We start from the raw sequence: 18,107 nt of genomic DNA on the forward strand, positions 1-18,107 counted from the left end.
CTCTTCCCTTACTTCGCAGCAGCGGCGAGCTCGGCGGCCTTGTCGGCCGCGCCGTCCATGGTGTCCACGCGCTGCACGAGCGGGTGGTTGGCGTCGGAGAGGATCCTGCGACCCAGCTCCGCGTTGTTGCCGTCGAGGCGGACGACCAGCGGCTTGGTGACCTCTTCGCCCTTGTCGGCGAGCAGGGCCAGAGCCTGGACGATGCCGTTGGCGACCTCGTCGCATGCGGTGATGCCACCGAAGACGTTGACGAAGACGGACTTGACGTCCGGGTCGCCGAGGATGATCTCCAGGCCGTTCGCCATCACCTGTGCGGAGGCGCCGCCACCGATGTCGAGGAAGTTGGCCGGCTTGACGCCACCGTGGTTCTCACCAGCGTAGGCGACGACGTCGAGGGTCGACATGACCAGACCCGCGCCGTTGCCGATGATGCCGACCTCGCCGTCGAGCTTGACGTAGTTGAGGTTCTTGGCCTTGGCGGCGGCCTCGAGCGGGTTGGCCGCGGCCTTGTCCTCGAGAGCCGCGTGCTCGGGCTGACGGAAGTCGGCGTTCTCGTCGAGGGACACCTTGCCGTCGAGCGCGATGACGCGGCCGTCGGCGACCTTGGCCAGCGGGTTGACCTCGACGAGGAGCGCGTCCTCCTCGATGAAGGTCTTCCACAGGGTGACGAGGATGTCGGCGACCTGGTCGGCGACCTCGGCCGGGAACTTCGCCTGGGCGACGATCTCGGCGGCCTTCTCCTTGCTGACGCCCTCGTTGGCGTCGACCGGGACCTTCGCGAGGGCCTCGGGGTTCTCCTCCGCGACGACCTCGATCTCCACGCCGCCCTGGACGGACGCCATGGCGAGGAAGGTGCGGTTGGTGCGGTCGAGGAGGTACGAGACGTAGTACTCCTCGGCGATCTCCGGAGCGGTCTCCGCGATCATCACCTTGTGGACCGTGTGGCCCTTGATGTCCATGCCGAGGATGTCCGCCGCACGAGCGACGGCCTCGTCCGGGGTGGCGGCCAGCTTCACGCCGCCGGCCTTGCCACGGCCGCCGACCTTGACCTGGGCCTTGACGACCGAACGGCCGCCCAGACGCTCGGTCGCCTCGCGCGCCGCCTCAGGCGTGTCGATGACTTCACCGGCCAGCACCGGTACACCGTGCTTGGCGAAGAGGTCCCTCGCCTGGTACTCGAACAGGTCCACGCGCGTCCGTCCCTTTTCTACTGATCGCGGTTCGTTGTCTGCGTGGGCGTGCCGCTGAGGGCAACGTGACGGCACTGTCACAAGGGAGGCACACACGGTGTCCGTGGGCGCGGCATGTCCGCCTGGCAGGTTATCCCCGCAGCACACGGGTCCCTAAATCACAGGTCACACCTGAGCGGTGATTACAGTCACAGACCGCGACCTGATCATGCGCGAGGAGAGGCGGCCTCCTGGGGTTCGAAGGCCGCCCCTCACACCTCCGGCACGGCCGACCGCGCCGGAGTAATGCCTGGTCAGTGACCGGTCAGCGCCTGGAGGGCGTCACCCGGAGACTGCTCAGATGCTGACTGTACGTGCTCAGATGCCGTAGGGCATGTAGCTGGGGGTCACATCGGACACCACGCCCTGCGCGCCCGTGACGGCGTTGCCGGTGAGCGGGGCGGCGTCACCCGTGACGCCCCCGGTGACCCCCTGGGCGAACGGCTGCACCTCGGAGACGACACCGCCCGCGAAGGGCTGCACATCGGCGCTCACACCCTGGACGAGACCGGTGGCGCTGGTGCCGACGCCGTACGTGACCGGCTGGACGTGATCGACGACGGTCTCGACCAACGGGTACACCGCGCCGACGACCCCGCCGGCGAACGGCTGCACCTCGGAGACCACACCACCGGCGAACGGCTGCACCTCAGACACCACACCACCGGCGAAGGGGGTCACCTCGGAGACGACGTCCTGCGCGAGGACACCGACGTCACCGACCGCCTGGCCGGCGACCGGCACGACACCGGAGACGGCGGTGGCCACGACGGGCGGCAGAACGGCCTGGCCGGTCTCGTCGGCGATCGGGCCCGAGGCGGCGACGAGGCGCTGGGCCTCTGCGCCGGCCGAGCCCGGGGCCTGCTGCAGCTCCGGCGCGAACGCGGAGAGCGGTCCGAAGAGGTAGTCGATCTCCTCGCGGGCGTCCTGCTGCGTGTCCTCGACGACCGGGACCTGGACGTCCGCGGCGGAGGGGAGCTGCGCGTCGGCGACGGACGGGAGCTGCGCGTCGGCGACGGACGGGAGCTGGATGTCCTCCAGGCGCGGGTCGTCGGGAATCTGGCCCCGCACCCCGGCCGCGGTGTCCGCGACCTGCGTGCTGACGTCCTCGGCACCGGCCGTGACGTCGTCGATCACGTCGGCGGCCTGGTCGGGCGTGGCGAGCGGCACGGAGACGGGCAGCTCGTCGGCGCTGGCCGCGGCGGTCCCGAGGGCCCACATACCGGTGGCGGTGGCGGCGACGGCTATGGAACGGCGGATGTTCTTGTGCATGCTTGCGTCAGATCCTTCGAATTGTCTCGGCTGTCCGGAGATATCCGGTGTGGCGGGCAGACCTGTCCCACCCCCGCGTGGCAGGTCAAGGCGGGGAAAGGGCTGCCCTAGCCGGGGAATTCGAGAATGTCGCGCGGCCTGTCGCGGGTCGGCGGCTCGGCGGCCACCCAGCGGGGGTCGCCGGCGAACACACCCGGCGACCCGTACGACAACGTGGCCGCCTGGTGGTCTCCCATACGGAAGGTGTGGGACTCGCCGGAGTGCGGGACGGTGCCCTGCCGGGAGTTGCAGGGAGCGAACGGCTCAGGTGCGTGCGTAGGGTCCGGACGGACCTCACCCGGCTGCGGTCCGCGCGCCGCGCCGTCGTGGCGACCGGCAGCGGTGGAGGCATCGGGAACGTACGTGGCTGCCACGGCAGCGCTGCGTGCCGCCGCCCTGCTGTCGTCGGAGGAGGCGTCGGCGCGCGACGGAGCGGCCGAACCGGCGACGGTGCCTGTCGCCGGTGCCGGGCCGTCACCCGGGTTTGTGGCGTCGGCGCCCGCGGAGGGCGGGTCGACGGGGAGGCCCGGGACGTCACCGCCGGGCGGTTGCGGCCCAGGCAGCACCTCGCCCAGGGGCGCGGCGATGTCGCGTGCGGCAGCCGTGACGGGCCGGGCCACCTCGCCCAGCGAGGTGGCGGGGTCCGCGGCCACCTCGCGCAGTTCGCGTACCGGAGCGGAGTCTGCGATGTCCGCACCGGCTCCCGCTGCCCACGTCTCCGCCTCCGCAGCGGCCACTGCGGCCTGCGCCCGGACGTGCGGTGCAGGGGACTCGGCAGCCTCCGCCTGGCCGGCGAAGAGGAAACCGATCGTCAGCAGCCCACCGAGGAAGAGCATCACGTGCAGCGCGCGCGACCCGGCGACCGCCCGGCGCAGTGCGCACAGGACGGCTGCTGGACGAGCAGCTGCGACGGTCATGGTGGAGGATGCCTTCCCGGACGGCCCCGGCCGGCGGACGCCGGCCTTCCGCGGGGATCGGGCACGATGCTCGCACGAGCCTCCGGGGGGCACGCAAGTCCTGCGTTACTGATGGGTCACCATGTCCGGTATGGGCAGGGGCCGCTTCTCGATGGCGGCCGCCATGACATCCGGGAAGAGATCGGGCGTACAGGCGAACGCCGGGGCACCGAGCGCCGCGAGGGCCGCCGCGTGCTCACGGTCGTACGCGGGCGTTCCTTCGTCGGAGAGCGCCAGCAGTGCGACGAACTGCACACCCGAGGCCTTCATCGCCGCGACCCGCTTGAGCATTTCGTCCCGGATACCGCCTTCGTAGAGGTCGCTGATGAGGACGACGACGGTGTCGGCGGGGCGGGTGATCTGCGACTGGCAGTATGCGAGCGCCCTGTTGATGTCGGTACCGCCGCCCAGCTGGGTGCCGAACAGCACGTCGACCGGATCGTCGAGCTGGTCGGTGAGGTCGACGACGGCAGTGTCGAAGACGACGAGGCGGGTGGCGATGGAGCGCATCGAGGCGAGGACCGCGCCGAACACGGAGGCATAGACGACGGATGCGGCCATCGATCCGGACTGGTCGATGCAGAGCACCACGTCCTTCTTGACGGACTGGGAGGCGCGTCCGTAACCGATGAGCCGCTCGGGCACGACGGTGCGGTGCTCCGGCAGATAGTTCTTCAGGTTGGCCCGGATCGTCCGGTCCCAGTCGATGTCCCGGTGGCGCGGGCGGTTGATCTTCGCCGAGCGGTCGAGCGCGCCCGTCAGCGTGGACCGGGTGCGGGTGGCCAGCTTCTTCTCCAGCTCCTCGACGACCTTGCGGACCACGGCCCTGGCCGTCTCCTTGGTCGTCTCCGGCATCGCCTTGTTGAGCGAGAGCAGTGTGCCGACGAGATGGACGTCCGCCTCGACGGCCTCCAGCATCTCCGGCTCCAGCAGGAGGGTGGACAGACCGAGCCGGTCGATCGCGTCGCGCTGCATGACCTGGACGACGGAACTGGGGAAGTACGTCCGGATGTCGCCGAGCCAGCGCGCGACGGAGGGCGCGGACGCCCCGAGGCCTGCGGAGCGGCTGCCGCCACGGTCCGCGGAGCCGGGTCGGGTCCCGTAGAGGGAGGTCAGGGCGTCGTCCATCGCCGCGTCCGGGCCGGCCAGGGTGCAGCCCGTGCCGTCGGCTCCGGACTCGCCGCCCAGCACGAGCCGCCAGCGCCGCAGCCGCTCGTCGTGCTCGGTCGGTGTCATCGGGCCACCCCCGCCGGGTCGTTGTCATGGATCGGTTGGTCGAGGTCGCTGCCGGCCGGGTCCTGGCCTGCGAGGTCCGTGCCGGTGCGGTCCGTGGCAGCAAGGGACTCGCCTGCCTGGTCGTCGCCGGGCAGGTTGTTGCCTTCCTGGTCGTGCCCGGCCCGCTCGTTTCCGGCCGTCTCGCTTCCGGCACGCACGCCCGCTGCCGACTCGTGTATGCCGAGCAGCAGATGCAGCACGGGCAGCATGGCGTCCGCCCGCGCCTCGTCCAGGCCGGGCCCGAAGCCCGGCATCGCGGACCGGTCCAGCGCAGGACCGGCCGTCGCCGCGGGTCCACGTGCGACGAGCTCCCCGAGGGTGCGGCGCACGCCCGGTTCGTAGGCGGAGAACGTGCGGCGCAGCAGCGGCAGTACATCGGTGAAGGCGTTCGTGGGCACGCCTGCGAGCCAGGCGTCGACGAGCCCGAGGAGCCGTTCGTCGTGGACCAGGAGCAGACCGCCCCCCGAGGCGCCCCCGACGAACCCCTCGATCCATGCCGCCGCATCGGCGGGCTCCGTGCCCGGCGAGAGCGCGAGGGCCATCAGCCGTGCGGCCTCGTCCTCCTCGAGCCGCCCGTCGTCCAGCAGCAGCCGTGCCGCGCGGCCGCGTATCACGCCGGGGACGGTGTCGCGGTCGGCGAGCCTGCGCAGCACCGAGCTCCAGCGCTCGCCCAGCTCGCCGGTCCCGGGCAGCAGTCCGATCGCGTGGTGAACGCCGTCGATGTGGCCGCGCATCTCCGCCGCGCCGTCCGCGTCGAGCGCGGTGCAGGCGGGCGGCAGTCCGACACAGATCCGCTCGGCGATCCCGGCGGCGACCTCTCCGAGCGCGGCCGTGTCGGTGGCGCGCACATCGCCGTACCGCAAGGAGCGGGCAAGGGCGGGCAGGGCCTGAGCGAGATGGCCCACGTCGGCGTCCAGCGCGGCGCGGTCGGCCAGCGCCTTCATCACCACGGGCAGCGCGTCGGGCAGGCCGGCCAGCAGGCAGTGCTCGGCGAGTGCGGTGACCTCGCCGAGCGCGGTGGCCGTGAGGGCCAGCGACTCGGCCTTCGCCGTGGCGGCGGAGAGCACGGTGGTGCCCCAGACTCCGGCCTCGGCGATCTGGACGGACAGCTCGGGCTCCCAGCGCAGCCGCCAGCTCTCCCGGAACGTGCCCGTGCTTCCCCGTCCCGCGACGGGCTCCCCCCAGCCGACGCCGAGCAGACGCAGCCGGTGCAGCAGCCGGCTCTTGGCCGCGTCCGTCTCCTTGCGCAGATCCAGGTCCAGCTCGCGCTCCAGGGCCTCGGGCTTGAGCCGCAGACTGCGCTGCAGCCGGGTCAGATCGCGCTGAAGGGGTACGGCGGGCGCGGTGTCCGGCACTTCACCGAGCACATCACCGATGACGAGCCGGTCGCGGACGAGATCGAGCGGCACATCGGAACCGTCGCACATGACGGCCCGTACGGCGTCGATGGTCTCGCCCAGTCCGGCGAGCGGCCGCCCTCGCATGACGGCGAGTGTCTCGGCGAGCCGGACCGCCTCGATGACATGGGCGGACGACACCATCCGGTCCTCGTCGCGCAGCAGGCCCGCGACCTTGGTCATCCACCGCTCGACGGGCCGGTCGGGCGCGCCGAACAGGTGCCCGTACCAGCCGGGCGAGTCGATGCCCGCGCCGTAGCCTCGCCCGGAGGGTGACCCGAGCCGGGCGAGCCGGCGGTGCGTCCAGGGCACCCAGGTCATCTCCGTCCTGACTTTCGGCAGCCCTTTGAGGAGTGCGCGGTCGGCGGCGACGGTGGTCCTCTCCTCGAGCGCGGGCACATGCCAGGCGCCGCAGACGACTGCCACACCGTCCCCGAACTCCTTGCGGGCCGCCCTCAGTTGGAGGCGCATATGGGCCTCCCGAACGAGATCCCGGTCGCGACCGCCGTGGCCGTACCCCTCCCGCAGTGCCGTCATCGCCTCGCCGAGCGCGGCGAACGGCGCGAAGGGATCCGTGACGTCTGCCGGGGTACCTCTCCCGGCTGCCGGGAGAGGCGTCACCGCCGTCCCGGCCGCGGGCGCGGTCCGGGACCCGGTGCCCCGATGCTCGACGACGTCCTCCCACCAGCGCTCCGGGTCGTCGTACCCCGCGGCCCCGGCGAGCACGGCGATCGGGTCGATGTGCAGCCCGTCGCTGCCCGCCTCGTCCGGCGCGGGTGCGCCCGGACCCACGCTGCCGGGGTCGGCACCGGGCTGCCCGGCCGATGTCCCGTCAGGCCCCTCCGACCCCTCCGGCCGGTCGGGCGGCGGGGCCGCGCGCCGGGCTTCCTCGTGCGCGGCGAGCGCGAGCGAGTGCGCTGCGGGCAGGTCGATGAACCGAACGGGAACCTCGTGCGCCAGCGCCCAGCGGATCGCGACCCATTCCGGCGAGAACTCCGCCAGCGGCCAGAACGCCGCCCGGCCCGGATCGTCCACGGCATGCGCGAGCAGCGCGACCGGCGGGCGCATCTGCTCGTCGGCCGCGAGCGCGAGCAGCCCGTCCCCCTCGGGCGGCCCCTCGACCAGCACGGCCGCGGGCGAGGCCGCGTCCAGCGCGGCCCGTACCGCCCGGGCGGAGCCCGGCCCGTGGTGGCGGACGCCGAGCAGCAGCGGCCCTGTCATACGCTCACCTCGCGGCAGGCCCGGTAGAAGGCCTTCCAGCCGTCCCGCTCGCGCACCACCGTCTCCAGGTACTCCTGCCAGATGACGCGGTCGGCCGCCGGGTCCCGCACGACGGCGCCGAGGATGCCGGCCGCCACGTCACCCGGGCGCAGTATCCCGTCACCGAAGTGCGCTGCCAGCGCCAGCCCGTTGGTGACGACGGAGATGGCCTCGGCCGTCGACAGCGTCCCGGAAGGAGGCTTGATCTTGGTACGGCCGTCGGTGGACACGCCGTCCCTCAACTCCCGGAAGACCGTGACCACCCGGCGGATCTCCTCCAGTCCCTCCGGCGCGGCAGGCAGATCGAGCGATCGTCCTATCTGGTCGACGCGCCGTGACACGATGTCGACCTCGGCGTCCGGGGTCGCGGGCAGCGGGAGCACGACCGTGTTGAACCGGCGGCGCAGCGCGCTGGACAGGTCGTTGACCCCGCGGTCGCGGTCGTTGGCCGTGGCGATGAGATTGAACCCGCGGACCGCCTGCACCTCCTGCCCCAACTCCGGCACGGGCAGCGTCTTCTCGGACAGGATCGTGATCAGCGTGTCCTGCACGTCGGCGGGGATGCGTGTGAGCTCCTCGACACGTGCGGTCATGCCTTCGGACATGGCGCGCATGACCGGACTCGGCACGAGCGCGTCACGGCTGGGTCCGTGCGCCAGCAGCTGCGCATAGTTCCAGCCGTAGCGGATCGCCTCCTCGGGCGTGCCCGCCGTGCCCTGCACCAGCAGGGTCGAGTCGCCGCTGACAGCGGCGGCGAGATGCTCGGACACCCATGTCTTGGCAGTGCCGGGCACGCCGAGCAGCAGCAGCGCCCGGTCGGTGGCGAGGGTGGTGACGGCGACCTCGACGATCCGGCGCGGCCCCACGTACTTGGGTGTGATCACCGTCCCGTCGGACAGCGTGCCGCCGAGCAGATAGGTCGCGACCGCCCACGGCGACATCCGCCAGTTCACCGGACACGGGCGGTCGTCGACCGCGGCGAGCGCCTTCAGCTCATCGGCGAAAGCGTCCTCGGCGTGCGGTCGCAGGACTTCGGTTCCGGTCGCTGCGCCGATTTCGGACACGGTCATGGATCCCCCTCCAGATCGTTCGACCCGATGTGTGATCCACGGTGCACCATGCCACTGACAATCGACCTCGGCGATCACATCACAGCAGGTCAGAACCGTTGTCAGTGCAGGGCCTTAGCGTCGTTCCCATGCTGCGATCACACGGGGAAGAGCCCCCGCACCCCACGGAGCAGGGGCTGCGCTGGACGTCGGAACAGGTGCTGGCACTGGCTCCTGACGACGCATCACGCAAAGCGGGAAACAAACTCGGCACGGCCGGACCGTGGTCCGGCGCGGGCACCACCGGCTCGGGTGCCGTGTGGGGCCTGTGCAAGGGCAGCGGCAGCAAGCCCTATCAGACGGTGGTGGACACCAAGGGCCCCGCGTACAAATGCAGTTGCCCGAGCCGGAAGTTCCCGTGCAAGCACGCGCTGGGACTGCTGCTGCTGTGGGCGGCGGACGCGCAGGCCGTGCGGACCGTGCAGGACTCCGACGTCCCGGACTGGGCCGAGGAGTGGCTGGCAGGGCGCAGAAAGCGCGATGAGGCCAGGCAACAGAACGGTGCGGGGACAGGGACGCCTGCCAAGAACGCGGATCCCGACGCCGCCCGGCGCCGCGCCGAGCAGCGGGCGAGCCGGATCACGGCGGGCGCCACCGAGCTGGAGCAGCGGCTGTCCGATCTGCTGCGCGGGGGACTTGCCGCGGCCGAGCAGTCCGGATACGGGCTCTGGGAGGAGACCGCGGCCCGCATGGTCGACGCGCAGGCGCCCGGGCTGGCGGGCCGGGTCCGCGAGTTGGGCGCGATACCCGGCTCCGGCCCGGGCTGGCCGGTGCGCCTGCTGGAGGAGTGCGCGCTGATCCATCTGCTGAACTCGGCCTGGCTGGGCCGCCGGCGGCTGCCCGAAGCGCTGGCTGCGACGGTGCGGACCCGCGTGGGGCTCACCGCGCCGGCCGCCGGACCGCCCGTCCGTGACGACTGGCTGATCCTGGCCCAGTACGACACGTCGGACGGCAAGCTCACCACCCGCCGGATCTGGCTGTACGGGCGGGAGACCGGCCGCACCGTGCTGCTGCTGTCCTTCGGGGTGGCGGGCCGCTCACCGCAACAGGCGCTGCCGGTGGGACTGACGATCGACGCGGAGGTCGTGCCGTACGGGGGCGCGGGGCAGTTGCGGGCGGACCTGGGCACGCAGTTCGGCGGACCGGCGCCCCTCGGTGCGCCCCCGCCGGGCGGACCGGCGGTGTCGGCCGTCGAGGTGTACGGGCAGGCCCTGCGGGACGACCCCTGGCTGGACTCCTGGCCGGTGACGCTGCACGGCGTCGTACCCGTCCCGGACGGCGACGGGTGGCAACTGGCGGACGCGGACGGGAAGTCCGCGCTCCCCGTCACAGCTGCGGCCCTCTCCCGTCCTGGGCTGTGGAAGCTCGTGGCGCTCTCCGGCGGCCGTCCGGTCACGGTCTTCGGCGAGTTCGGTCACCAGGGCTTCGCGCCGCTCACGGCCTGGCCGGAGGACGGCTCGGAGACGGTCCCGCTCATCTGACGACAAGGCTCATGACCAGTGAAGGAGGCATCATGACCGCCACCACCGGCGCATCACCGTGGGAGGAGCTCGTCACTGCGGCGCTTCTCGGCACCGACCGCCGCACCCCGCCGGCCGCTCTGACGCCCCCGGGCAAGGACGCTCCGGTCGGCCTGCTCGACGCCGCCGCGCTGCACACCGTACGGCGACGGGCAGGTCTGCAGCCCGCGGCTGCCGCCGCCCGGCCGGAACCCGCACCGCACGACGGTCGCCCTGCACTGCCCGCGCCGGCCCGGCGGCGGCTCGCCCAGCTGCTCGCCGACCGGTCCGCGCCGTCGGGCGGCGGCCGCCGGGGTACCGCTCCGGATCTGACCGAGCTGCTCCCCCAGTGGCTGGCCGCCGCCAACGAACGCGGCTTCCAGGCGCCGCCTTCCGTCCTGCCGGCGCTGCTCGACGCGGCCCGGGCACGTACCGATCTGCGGCCGCAGGCCCTCGCCTTCGCCGGGGCGCGCGGGCTGTGGCTCGCCCGGCTCAACCCGGAATGGAAGTTCGCCCTGCGCGGCGGATCGGCCGGCTCCGCACTGCCCGACCGGGACGACGCGGAGGCAGTGGGACGGCTGTGGGAGGAGGGACTGTTCGCCGAGCGGGTCGCCCTGCTGGCCGCCCTGCGGGCCCATGACGCGCACAGCGCGCTGTCGCTGCTCGGCTCGACCTGGGCCACGGAGCGGGCGGAGGACCGGCTCATGTTCCTCGACTCGCTCCGCACGGGGCTGTCCGACGCGGACGAGACCTTCCTGGAACAGGCCCTGTCCGACCGCAGCCGAAACGTCCGGGCGACGGCGGCCGAGCTGCTCTCCGCCCTGCCGGGCTCGGCGTTCGCCGGGCGGATGGCGGCGCGGGCGGCGTCCTGTGTCTCCCTGGACCGCGGGGACGACGCGGGCGCGGTGATCACGGTGGAGGCCCCGCACGAATGCGATGCGGACATGCAGCGTGACGGTGTGGTGGCGACACCGCCTTCGGGCCGGGGCGAACGCTCCTGGTGGCTGGGCCAGTTGGTGGAGTCCGCCCCGCTGTCCGTCTGGCCCGGCCGGCTCGGGGGGCGCACGGCGGAGCAGATCGTCGCACTGCCGGTGGCCGACGACTGGGGCGACGAGCTGCATGCGGCGTGGTGCCGGGCGGCGGTGCGGCAGGGTGACGCGGCCTGGTCCCGCGCCCTGCTCGGCCCACCCGCGACCCCGCCTGCGACCGGTCCCGGCACGACGTCACTGGCCGAACGGTCCAAGCTGCTCGCGACACTGCCGGCGGACGAGCGGGCGGACTGGGTCGCGCGGTTCATCGCGGCCCACGGGCTGTCGGAAGCGTTCCAGCTCCTCGGCGTCTGCGCGGTGCCGTGGGCAGAGCCGCTGGGCCGCTCGGTGGTCGACGCGCTCGACATCGCGCGCGACGCGGGCAGCTATCCGTGGAGCTTCAGCGGGGTGATGGGCCTGGCGGAGCGGTGCCTGGACCCGGCCGAGGCCCGCCGCCTGGAAGTCCTGACGGCCACCCCGGACGAACAGGAGGACGCCTCGCCCGGTGCCGGAGGCTACTGGTCGGAGGCATTCCAGCGCCTGGTCTCGACGCTGACGCTCCGCGCGACGATGCACGTGGAGCTGAACGGGGCCGGCTGAGGAATCTCCGGGCCCCCGGAGCGGCCCACGTCACCCGGACGGACCAGGCAGGCCCGGGGCGCAGCCCCAAGGACGGACGCAAACGGACCGGTCCGCCCCCGGGTGACGCGTGCCCCGGGGGCGCCCTGCACACGGACCGGGCAGGCCGGGTCGGGCCACCCCGCTGTCGCGCCCTCGAGGGCTACGCGTCAGCGGCTTCGCGGACGTTCGCGTTGACCCAGTCGACGATCGACACCGTCGTGGCCCCCGGCGTGAAGATCTCCGCCACGCCGATCTCCTTCAGCGGCGCGATGTCCGCCTCGGGGATGATGCCGCCGCCGAAGACCTTGATGTCCTGGGCGTCGCGCTCCTTGAGGAGCTCGATGACCTTGGCGAACAGCGTGTTGTGCGCTCCGGAGAGGATCGAGAGGCCGATCGCGTCGGCGTCCTCCTGGATCGCGGTGTCCACGATCTGCTCGGGGGTCTGGTGAAGCCCCGTGTAGATGACTTCCATGCCGGCGTCACGCAGCGCACGCGCGATCACCTTGGCGCCGCGATCGTGGCCGTCAAGACCCGGCTTGGCCACCACCACGCGGATCGGACCGGTCACACCCATCACTGCCTCCATACCCACACACCGACTGCGCCGCCACGGGCAGACGCGGAGAGTGAACGAACGTTATCGCCAGAAGTCCAGCATCCCGCAACCGGCCGTTTCGCGGTGGTCGGCGAGGGGGAAATCACACCTGGGACATTTTCATAGCGCGCCGTATCGGCACCAGGCGTCCCACACGCCCGCAGGCACGGCGCAAAGGGGAGCCGCCACAGGTCCACTCCAGGTCGCCGTACCACCGTGCCGACAGCCGCACGGCACGGTGGTACGGCACCGCCGTCGACCTCGCAAGCACCCCATGAGGGCACACGGGGGACGGAGCCGTCTCCCGCGTGCCGTTCAGGAGGTCGGCCATGAAGGTTCTGCCCTTCAACGTTCCGTGCTTCAACCTTCGCGTCTCGGCCGCACTGTTGCGCGCCACCGCCCTTGAGCTGGCCATTCTTGCCGCGCATCTGCTCCTCTACCCCTCCGGGCTCACCCCCGAGCGCCCCGTGCGCCGGAAGGGGAGGCTCGCGGCGGATCCCGGGCCCGACGCCGCACGGGTCCTGGGCACGGCCACGGCGGTTCCGGTCGTCCTCCTCCACGGCTTCATCGACAACCGCTCCGTCTTCGTCCTGCTGCGCCGCTCCCTCGTCGGCCCCGGCCGACGCCACGTCGAGTGCCTCAATTACTCCCCCCTCACCCGCGACGTCCGCACCGCGGCCGAGCTGCTGGGCCGCCACATAGAAGAGATCTGCATCCGCACGGGGCACCACGAGGTCGACATCGTCGGGCACAGCCTCGGCGGCCTCATAGCGCGGTACTACGTCCAGCGCCTCGGTGGTGACCAGCGCGTCCGCACGCTCGTCACTCTCGGTACCCCGCACTCCGGCACCACCGTGGCGCCCCTCGCCGGCGCGCACCCGGTCGTGCGGCAGATGCGGCCCGATTCCCCGGTGATCGAGGAGCTGCGCAGTCCCGCCCCGGGCTGCCGCACGCGCTTCGTGTGCTTCTGGAGCGATCTCGACCAGATCATGGCCCCGATCGAGACGGCCTGCATCGACCACCCGGATCTCATCGTGGAGAACGTGCGGGTCAGCGGAATCGGGCATCTCGCGCTGCCGGTGCACCCTGCCGTCGCGGCCCGCATCCGCCAGACCCTCGATGCCGAGGAGTCGGCCACGGGCGACTCGGGCGCAGTCTCCGTCGCCTGATCCACTCCTCGGAGCGGGCGTCGAGACATCGAACATTTCTCGAACGTAGGGCCAAAGCTCTGCCCACACCCCGCCGAAAGGCGGCCGAATGCCCGTTTCCTGCTTGCCTGGTTCCCGCTGAAGATTGTCGCCGTCGCGTACCGCCGGGTACAGTCGCGCCACTGCTTTCCCCTGGAGCCCCGCCTTGCGGTGGTTCCGGACACTGGTCCTGCTGCCGAGGCGAGAGAGAAGTTGGTGAACGACCAGCACGCCCACGCCGGATACAACGGCTACGCCGCCGGCAGCTTCGACTCCGACCCGCTCTTCGGCGCCCTTCCGGGCAGTTACGAAGCGGGCCACAGCAGCCAGTACGACTCGACCCAGTGGGACGCCGGATCGCACCAGTCCACGGGTTACGACGCCTACGCGTCGCCGCAGCAGGCCCAACAGCCGCAGTACGACCAGCAGTACGACACCACCGGCCAGTGGGACGCCGGCGCCTGGAACCAGGGCGCGCACACCGGCCAGTACGAGACGGCCGCGGCCACGTTCGCCTATGACGCGACCGGCCACTGGGCCTCACCGGGCTACGACACCGGCGCCTACGACGCCACCGCCTGGAACTCCGCCGGGGCCACCGGCACGACGGACGCGTTTGTACCCCAACAGTTCACGCCGGAGCACGAGTTCGTCCCGGCCGGGGGCTATGACACGACCGGCTACGAGGCCGCCGGGTACGAGACGGCAGGCCAGGAGACCGGCTACGACAGCGGTTACGAGGCGGGTTACGACACCGCGGCCGAGTTCCAGGGCACGGAGCCCGAGGGCACGGAGTTCGAGAGCAGCGACTTCACGGACACCGACTTCCGAACGGACGCCGACCTCCAGGGCGACACGGACCAGGAAACGGACACCGACCCGGCAGCCTCGTACGACTACGACCACGAGTACGCGTACGAAGACCACGAGTACGCGTACGAAGCCGCTGCCGAGACCGCAGAAGAGTCCGCCGCCGAGCCGGAGAACGAGCTCGACGTCGAAGACGAACACGACGCCCCCACCCGGACCGTGGCCGCCGCCGTTCCCTCGGCGTCCGTCACGCCCCGCCCGGTCCGCCGCTCCGGCGGCAGCCGCGGCCGCCGCCGTACGCCCGCCAAGCGCTCCGCCCTGCTGACCGTTGCCGTGCCTTCCGCCTGCGTGATGGGCGTCGCCGGAATCGCCGCCGCATCGGTCAGCGACATCGGCGGCGACACCAAGGACGACAGCACCGCCAACCTGGCGGCCGCCGACCCGTCGTCCGTCAAGCAGATCGCCGCCAACAGCAAGATGGACACGCAGCTCGCCGCACTCAGCGCCGATGCCCGCGACTTCGGTGACCGTGCCTCGCGCACCCAGGAACGCCTCGATCTCAAGGCGCGCCAGGCGGCGGAGAAGCAGAAGCGCGCGGAGGAGGCGGCACGGCGCGAGGCCCTGCGCCCCAAGTTCGTCGTTCCGGTCAAGCAGGACGGCCTCAGCGCGTACTACGGCCAGTCCGGCGTCAACTGGATGTCAGTGCACACCGGTATCGACTTCCCCGTCCAGTACGGCACCGAGGTCATGGCCGCCACCGACGGCACCGTGCGCACCCAGTGGAACAGCGCCTACGGCAACATGGCGATCGTGACCGCCGCCGACGGCACCGAGACCTGGTACTGCCACCTCAGCACCACCAAGATCCGCTCCGGCACGGTCAAAGCCGGTGACGTGATCGCCTATTCGGGCAATTCGGGCAACTCCACCGGCCCGCACCTGCACTTCGAGGTTCGCCCGGGCGGCGGCTCGGCGATAGACCCGCTGCAGTGGCTGCGTTCGCACGGCCTGAACCCGTCGTAACGGCCTGAACCCGACGTAATCGAATCCGGGCCTGCAAAAACCCGTCCCGACGAGCCGTCCCCGAAATCCGGCGGAGCTGCCCCGGAGGACAGCCCCGGCCCTCTCGGTTCAGAGCTTATCGACCGGCGCGTACCGCAGCAGGAGCCGCTTCGGCTTGGTGTCCCCGAAGTCGATCGTCGCCTGTGCGTCGGCACCCGACCCCATCACCGCTACGACGGTCCCCAGACCGAACTGGTCGTGCGTGACGCGGTCGCCCACCGACAGCGCGATCACCGGCTTGTCGGTCGTGCGCCGCGTGGCGAAACCGGAGGCACCCCCGCGCGAGCGAGCGGACGAGAGCGACGACGCGATGCCCGACGTGGGCCCGGCGGGTGCGGCCATCGGCCCTGTGCGCTTCCAGTCCAGGTGCCGGCCGGGGATCTCCTCGAGGAAGCGTGACGGCGGGTTGTACGAGGGCTGGCCCCAGGCGCTCCGCATGGTCGAACGCGTCAGGTACAGGCGCTCGCGGGCTCGCGTGATGCCGACGTACGCCAGCCGGCGCTCCTCCTCCAGCTCCTTCGTCTGGCCCAGCGACCGCATGTGCGGGAAAACGCCGTCCTCCATGCCGGTGAGGAACACGACGGGGAACTCGAGGCCCTTGGCGGTGTGCAGCGTCATCAGCGTGATGACCCCCGTGCCTTCCTCGTCCTCGTCCGGGATCTGGTCGGAGTCGGCGACGAGTGCCACCTGCTCCAGGAACTCGGCGAGGGTGCCGGTGCCCTCCTCCTCGCCGCGCGCCTGCTCGAACTCGAGAGCCACGGCGGCCAGTTCCTGGAGGTTCTCGATCCGGGTCTCGTCCTGGGGGTCGGTCGATGCCTGCAGCTCGGCGAGATAGCCGGTGCGCTCCAGTACGGCCTCGAGGACGGTGGCGGGCCCTGCGCCGGACTCGACGACCGTACGCAGTTCCTCCATCAGCACGTTGAACCGTTTGACGGCGTTGGCGGAACGGGCCGCCATGCCGTACGCCTCGTCCACGCGCCGCAGGGCCTGCGGGAAGGTGATCTTCTCGCGCAGCGCCAGCGCGTCGATCATCGCCTCGGCGCGCTCGCCGATGCCGCGCTTGGGCACGTTGAGGATGCGGCGCAGCGGGACGTTGTCCTCCGGGTTGGCCAGGACGCGCAGATACGCGAGTACGTCCCTGACCTCCTTGCGCTCGTAGAAGCGCACTCCGCCGACGACCTTGTACGGCAGTCCGACGCGGATGAAGATCTCCTCGAAGACACGGGACTGGGCGTTCGTCCGGTAGAAGACGGCGACGTCGCCGGCCTTCGCCTCCGCGTTGTCGGTCAGCCGGTCGATCTCGTCGGCGACGAACTGGGCCTCGTCGTGCTCGGTGTCCGCGACATAGCCGGTGATCTGCGCGCCGGCCCCGGCGTTGGTCCACAGGTTCTTCGGACGGCGGCTCTCGTTGCGCTCGATGACCGCGTTGGCGGCCGAGAGGATCGTCTGGGTGGAGCGGTAGTTCTGCTCCAGCAGGATCGTGGTCGCCTCCGGGTAGTCCTCCTCGAACTGGAGGATGTTGCGGATGGTGGCGCCACGGAAGGCGTAGATCGACTGGTCGGCGTCACCGACGACGCACAGCTCGGCAGGCCCCAGGTCCTCGTATCCCGTACCCACCAGCTCGCGCACGAGTGTGTACTGAGCGTGGTTGGTGTCCTGGTACTCGTCCACCAGGACGTGCCGGAACCGTCGCCGGTAGTGCTCGGCGACGTCCGGGAACGCCTGCAGCAGGTGGACGGTGGTCATGATGATGTCGTCGAAGTCGAGGGCGTTGGCCTCGCGCAACCGCGACTGGTACATGCGGTACGCCTCGGCCAGCGTCTTCTCGAAACCTCCCCCCGAGCCTCCGGCCTGGGAGGTACCCCCAGCCGCGCGGTCCGCGAAGGTCTCCTCGTCGATCAGCTCGTTCTTCAGGTTCGAGATCTGGGCGCTGAAGGACTTCGGCGGAAACTTCTTCGGGTCGAGGTCCAGGTCCCGGCAGACGAGAGCCATCAGCCGCTTCGAATCGGCCGCGTCGTAGATCGAGAACGACGAGGTGAAACCCAGCTTCTTGGACTCGCGGCGCAGGATACGGACGCATGCGCTGTGGAACGTGGAGACCCACATCGCGTTCGCCCGCGGCCCGACGAGCTGCTCGACACGCTCCTTCATCTCACCGGCGGCCTTGTTGGTGAAGGTGATCGCCAGTATCTGGCCGGGGTGCACATGGCGGGTCGCCAGCAAGTGGGCGATCCGGTGGGTGAGCACCCGGGTCTTGCCGGATCCCGCTCCGGCGACGATGAGCAGCGGTGACCCGGTGTGCGCGACGGCGGCGCGCTGCTGTTCGTTCAGCCCTTCGAGGAGGGCTGCCGGGTCCAGGACGGGGCGCGGAGCTCCGTCGCGGTAGTACCCGTCCCTGGCCGGGGGCACGTCGAAAGCACCCTCGAAGAGATCGTCCGGAACCTGCTCCGGAGCCGACTCCTCTGGGGGCGGCGGGTGCTCCTCCGCGTGGGGCTGGAGGTCTGCCAGGAAGCTGTCGTCAAAGAGGCTGCTCATCGCTCTACGAGTCTAGGCCGCCCCGCCGACAGACGTGGACGCCGCCCGAAACCCCGCACTCCCGGGAGCGTGAAGTGGTACGCCGGCGGGCGCGGGACCTGCTCCCGGCCCGGTGTCCGCGCCCGCGCGCAGCGCGCTGACCTGTAGGCCAGGGCCGGCTCCGGACACGGCGGAGTTCCGGTTACCCCTGGTACCCCTCACCCACGCCTGAGGCAAGGTCACGAAAATGTATC

Annotated in this window: 12 protein-coding genes; 4 read left to right on the plus strand and 8 right to left on the minus strand. The window is 71.5% G+C overall.

All coding sequences use genetic code 11. From position 1 onward, the window contains the following. Positions 1-8 precede the first annotated feature (8 nt). The 6 genes from sucC to OHS70_RS14305 all read right to left on the minus strand — a co-directional run bounded on the left by sucC (position 9) and on the right by OHS70_RS14305 (position 8,498). Positions 9-1,190 (minus strand): ADP-forming succinate--CoA ligase subunit beta, encoded by a 1,182-nt coding sequence (gene sucC / locus OHS70_RS14280; protein ID WP_328397396.1) that lies wholly within the window; start codon positions 1,188-1,190, stop codon positions 9-11. 357 nt (positions 1,191-1,547) lie between these two features. Then, complete coding sequence (locus OHS70_RS14285) at positions 1,548-2,501, minus strand: hypothetical protein (RefSeq protein WP_328397398.1); 954 nt, start codon at positions 2,499-2,501, stop codon at positions 1,548-1,550. A gap of 107 nt (positions 2,502-2,608) precedes the next feature. Continuing rightward, the gene (locus tag OHS70_RS14290; RefSeq protein ID WP_328397400.1) at positions 2,609-3,457 is read right to left on the minus strand and encodes a hypothetical protein; all 849 of its coding nucleotides are present in this window, start codon (positions 3,455-3,457) and stop codon (positions 2,609-2,611) included. 105 nt (positions 3,458-3,562) lie between these two features. Continuing rightward, a complete protein-coding gene (locus OHS70_RS14295) occupies positions 3,563-4,732 on the minus strand; it encodes a VWA domain-containing protein (RefSeq protein WP_328397402.1) in 1,170 nt (389 codons plus the stop codon). Beyond that, complete coding sequence (locus OHS70_RS14300) at positions 4,729-7,389, minus strand: DUF5682 family protein (protein WP_328397404.1); 2,661 nt, start codon at positions 7,387-7,389, stop codon at positions 4,729-4,731. Before OHS70_RS14300 ends, OHS70_RS14295 begins: the two co-directional genes overlap by 4 nt. Further along, entirely contained in the window at positions 7,386-8,498 is a 1,113-nt protein-coding gene (locus tag OHS70_RS14305; protein WP_328397406.1) for an ATP-binding protein, read from the minus strand. The genes OHS70_RS14300 and OHS70_RS14305 overlap by 4 nt, the downstream gene beginning before the upstream one ends. A 128-nt stretch (positions 8,499-8,626) precedes the next feature. On the opposite strand from OHS70_RS14305, the gene OHS70_RS14310 reads away from it, so the two are divergent. Further along, positions 8,627-10,018 (plus strand): SWIM zinc finger family protein, encoded by a 1,392-nt coding sequence (locus OHS70_RS14310; RefSeq protein ID WP_328397408.1) that lies wholly within the window; start codon positions 8,627-8,629, stop codon positions 10,016-10,018. A 32-nt stretch (positions 10,019-10,050) separates the two neighbouring features. Further along, entirely contained in the window at positions 10,051-11,664 is a 1,614-nt protein-coding gene (locus OHS70_RS14315; protein ID WP_328397410.1) for a DUF5691 domain-containing protein, read from the plus strand. 181 nt (positions 11,665-11,845) lie between these two features. Here OHS70_RS14315 and OHS70_RS14320 read toward each other — a convergent pair whose 3' ends face one another. After that, the gene (locus OHS70_RS14320) at positions 11,846-12,259 is read right to left on the minus strand and encodes a cobalamin B12-binding domain-containing protein (RefSeq protein WP_328397413.1); all 414 of its coding nucleotides are present in this window, start codon (positions 12,257-12,259) and stop codon (positions 11,846-11,848) included. Positions 12,260-12,609: 350 nt separating this feature from the next. Here OHS70_RS14320 and OHS70_RS14325 point away from each other — a divergent pair, with 350 nt between their 5' ends. Together OHS70_RS14325 and OHS70_RS14330 are read left to right on the plus strand one after the other, a co-directional pair. Beyond that, on the plus strand, positions 12,610-13,449 hold the full coding sequence (locus tag OHS70_RS14325) for an esterase/lipase family protein (protein ID WP_328397415.1): 840 nt from the start codon (positions 12,610-12,612) through the stop codon (positions 13,447-13,449). Between the two features lie 234 nt (positions 13,450-13,683). After that, positions 13,684-15,300, plus strand: a complete 1,617-nt coding sequence (locus OHS70_RS14330; protein ID WP_328397424.1) for a M23 family metallopeptidase — start codon at positions 13,684-13,686, stop codon at positions 15,298-15,300. Positions 15,301-15,408: 108 nt separating this feature from the next. Here the strand turns inward: OHS70_RS14330 and pcrA are convergent, their stop codons facing one another. Next, the gene (gene pcrA / locus OHS70_RS14335; protein ID WP_328397426.1) at positions 15,409-17,874 is read right to left on the minus strand and encodes a DNA helicase PcrA; all 2,466 of its coding nucleotides are present in this window, start codon (positions 17,872-17,874) and stop codon (positions 15,409-15,411) included. Positions 17,875-18,107: the final 233 nt, after the last annotated feature.

Origin of the sequence: Streptomyces sp. NBC_00390 (assembly GCF_036057275.1) — a bacterium.
Lineage (GTDB): Bacteria > Actinomycetota > Actinomycetes > Streptomycetales > Streptomycetaceae > Streptomyces.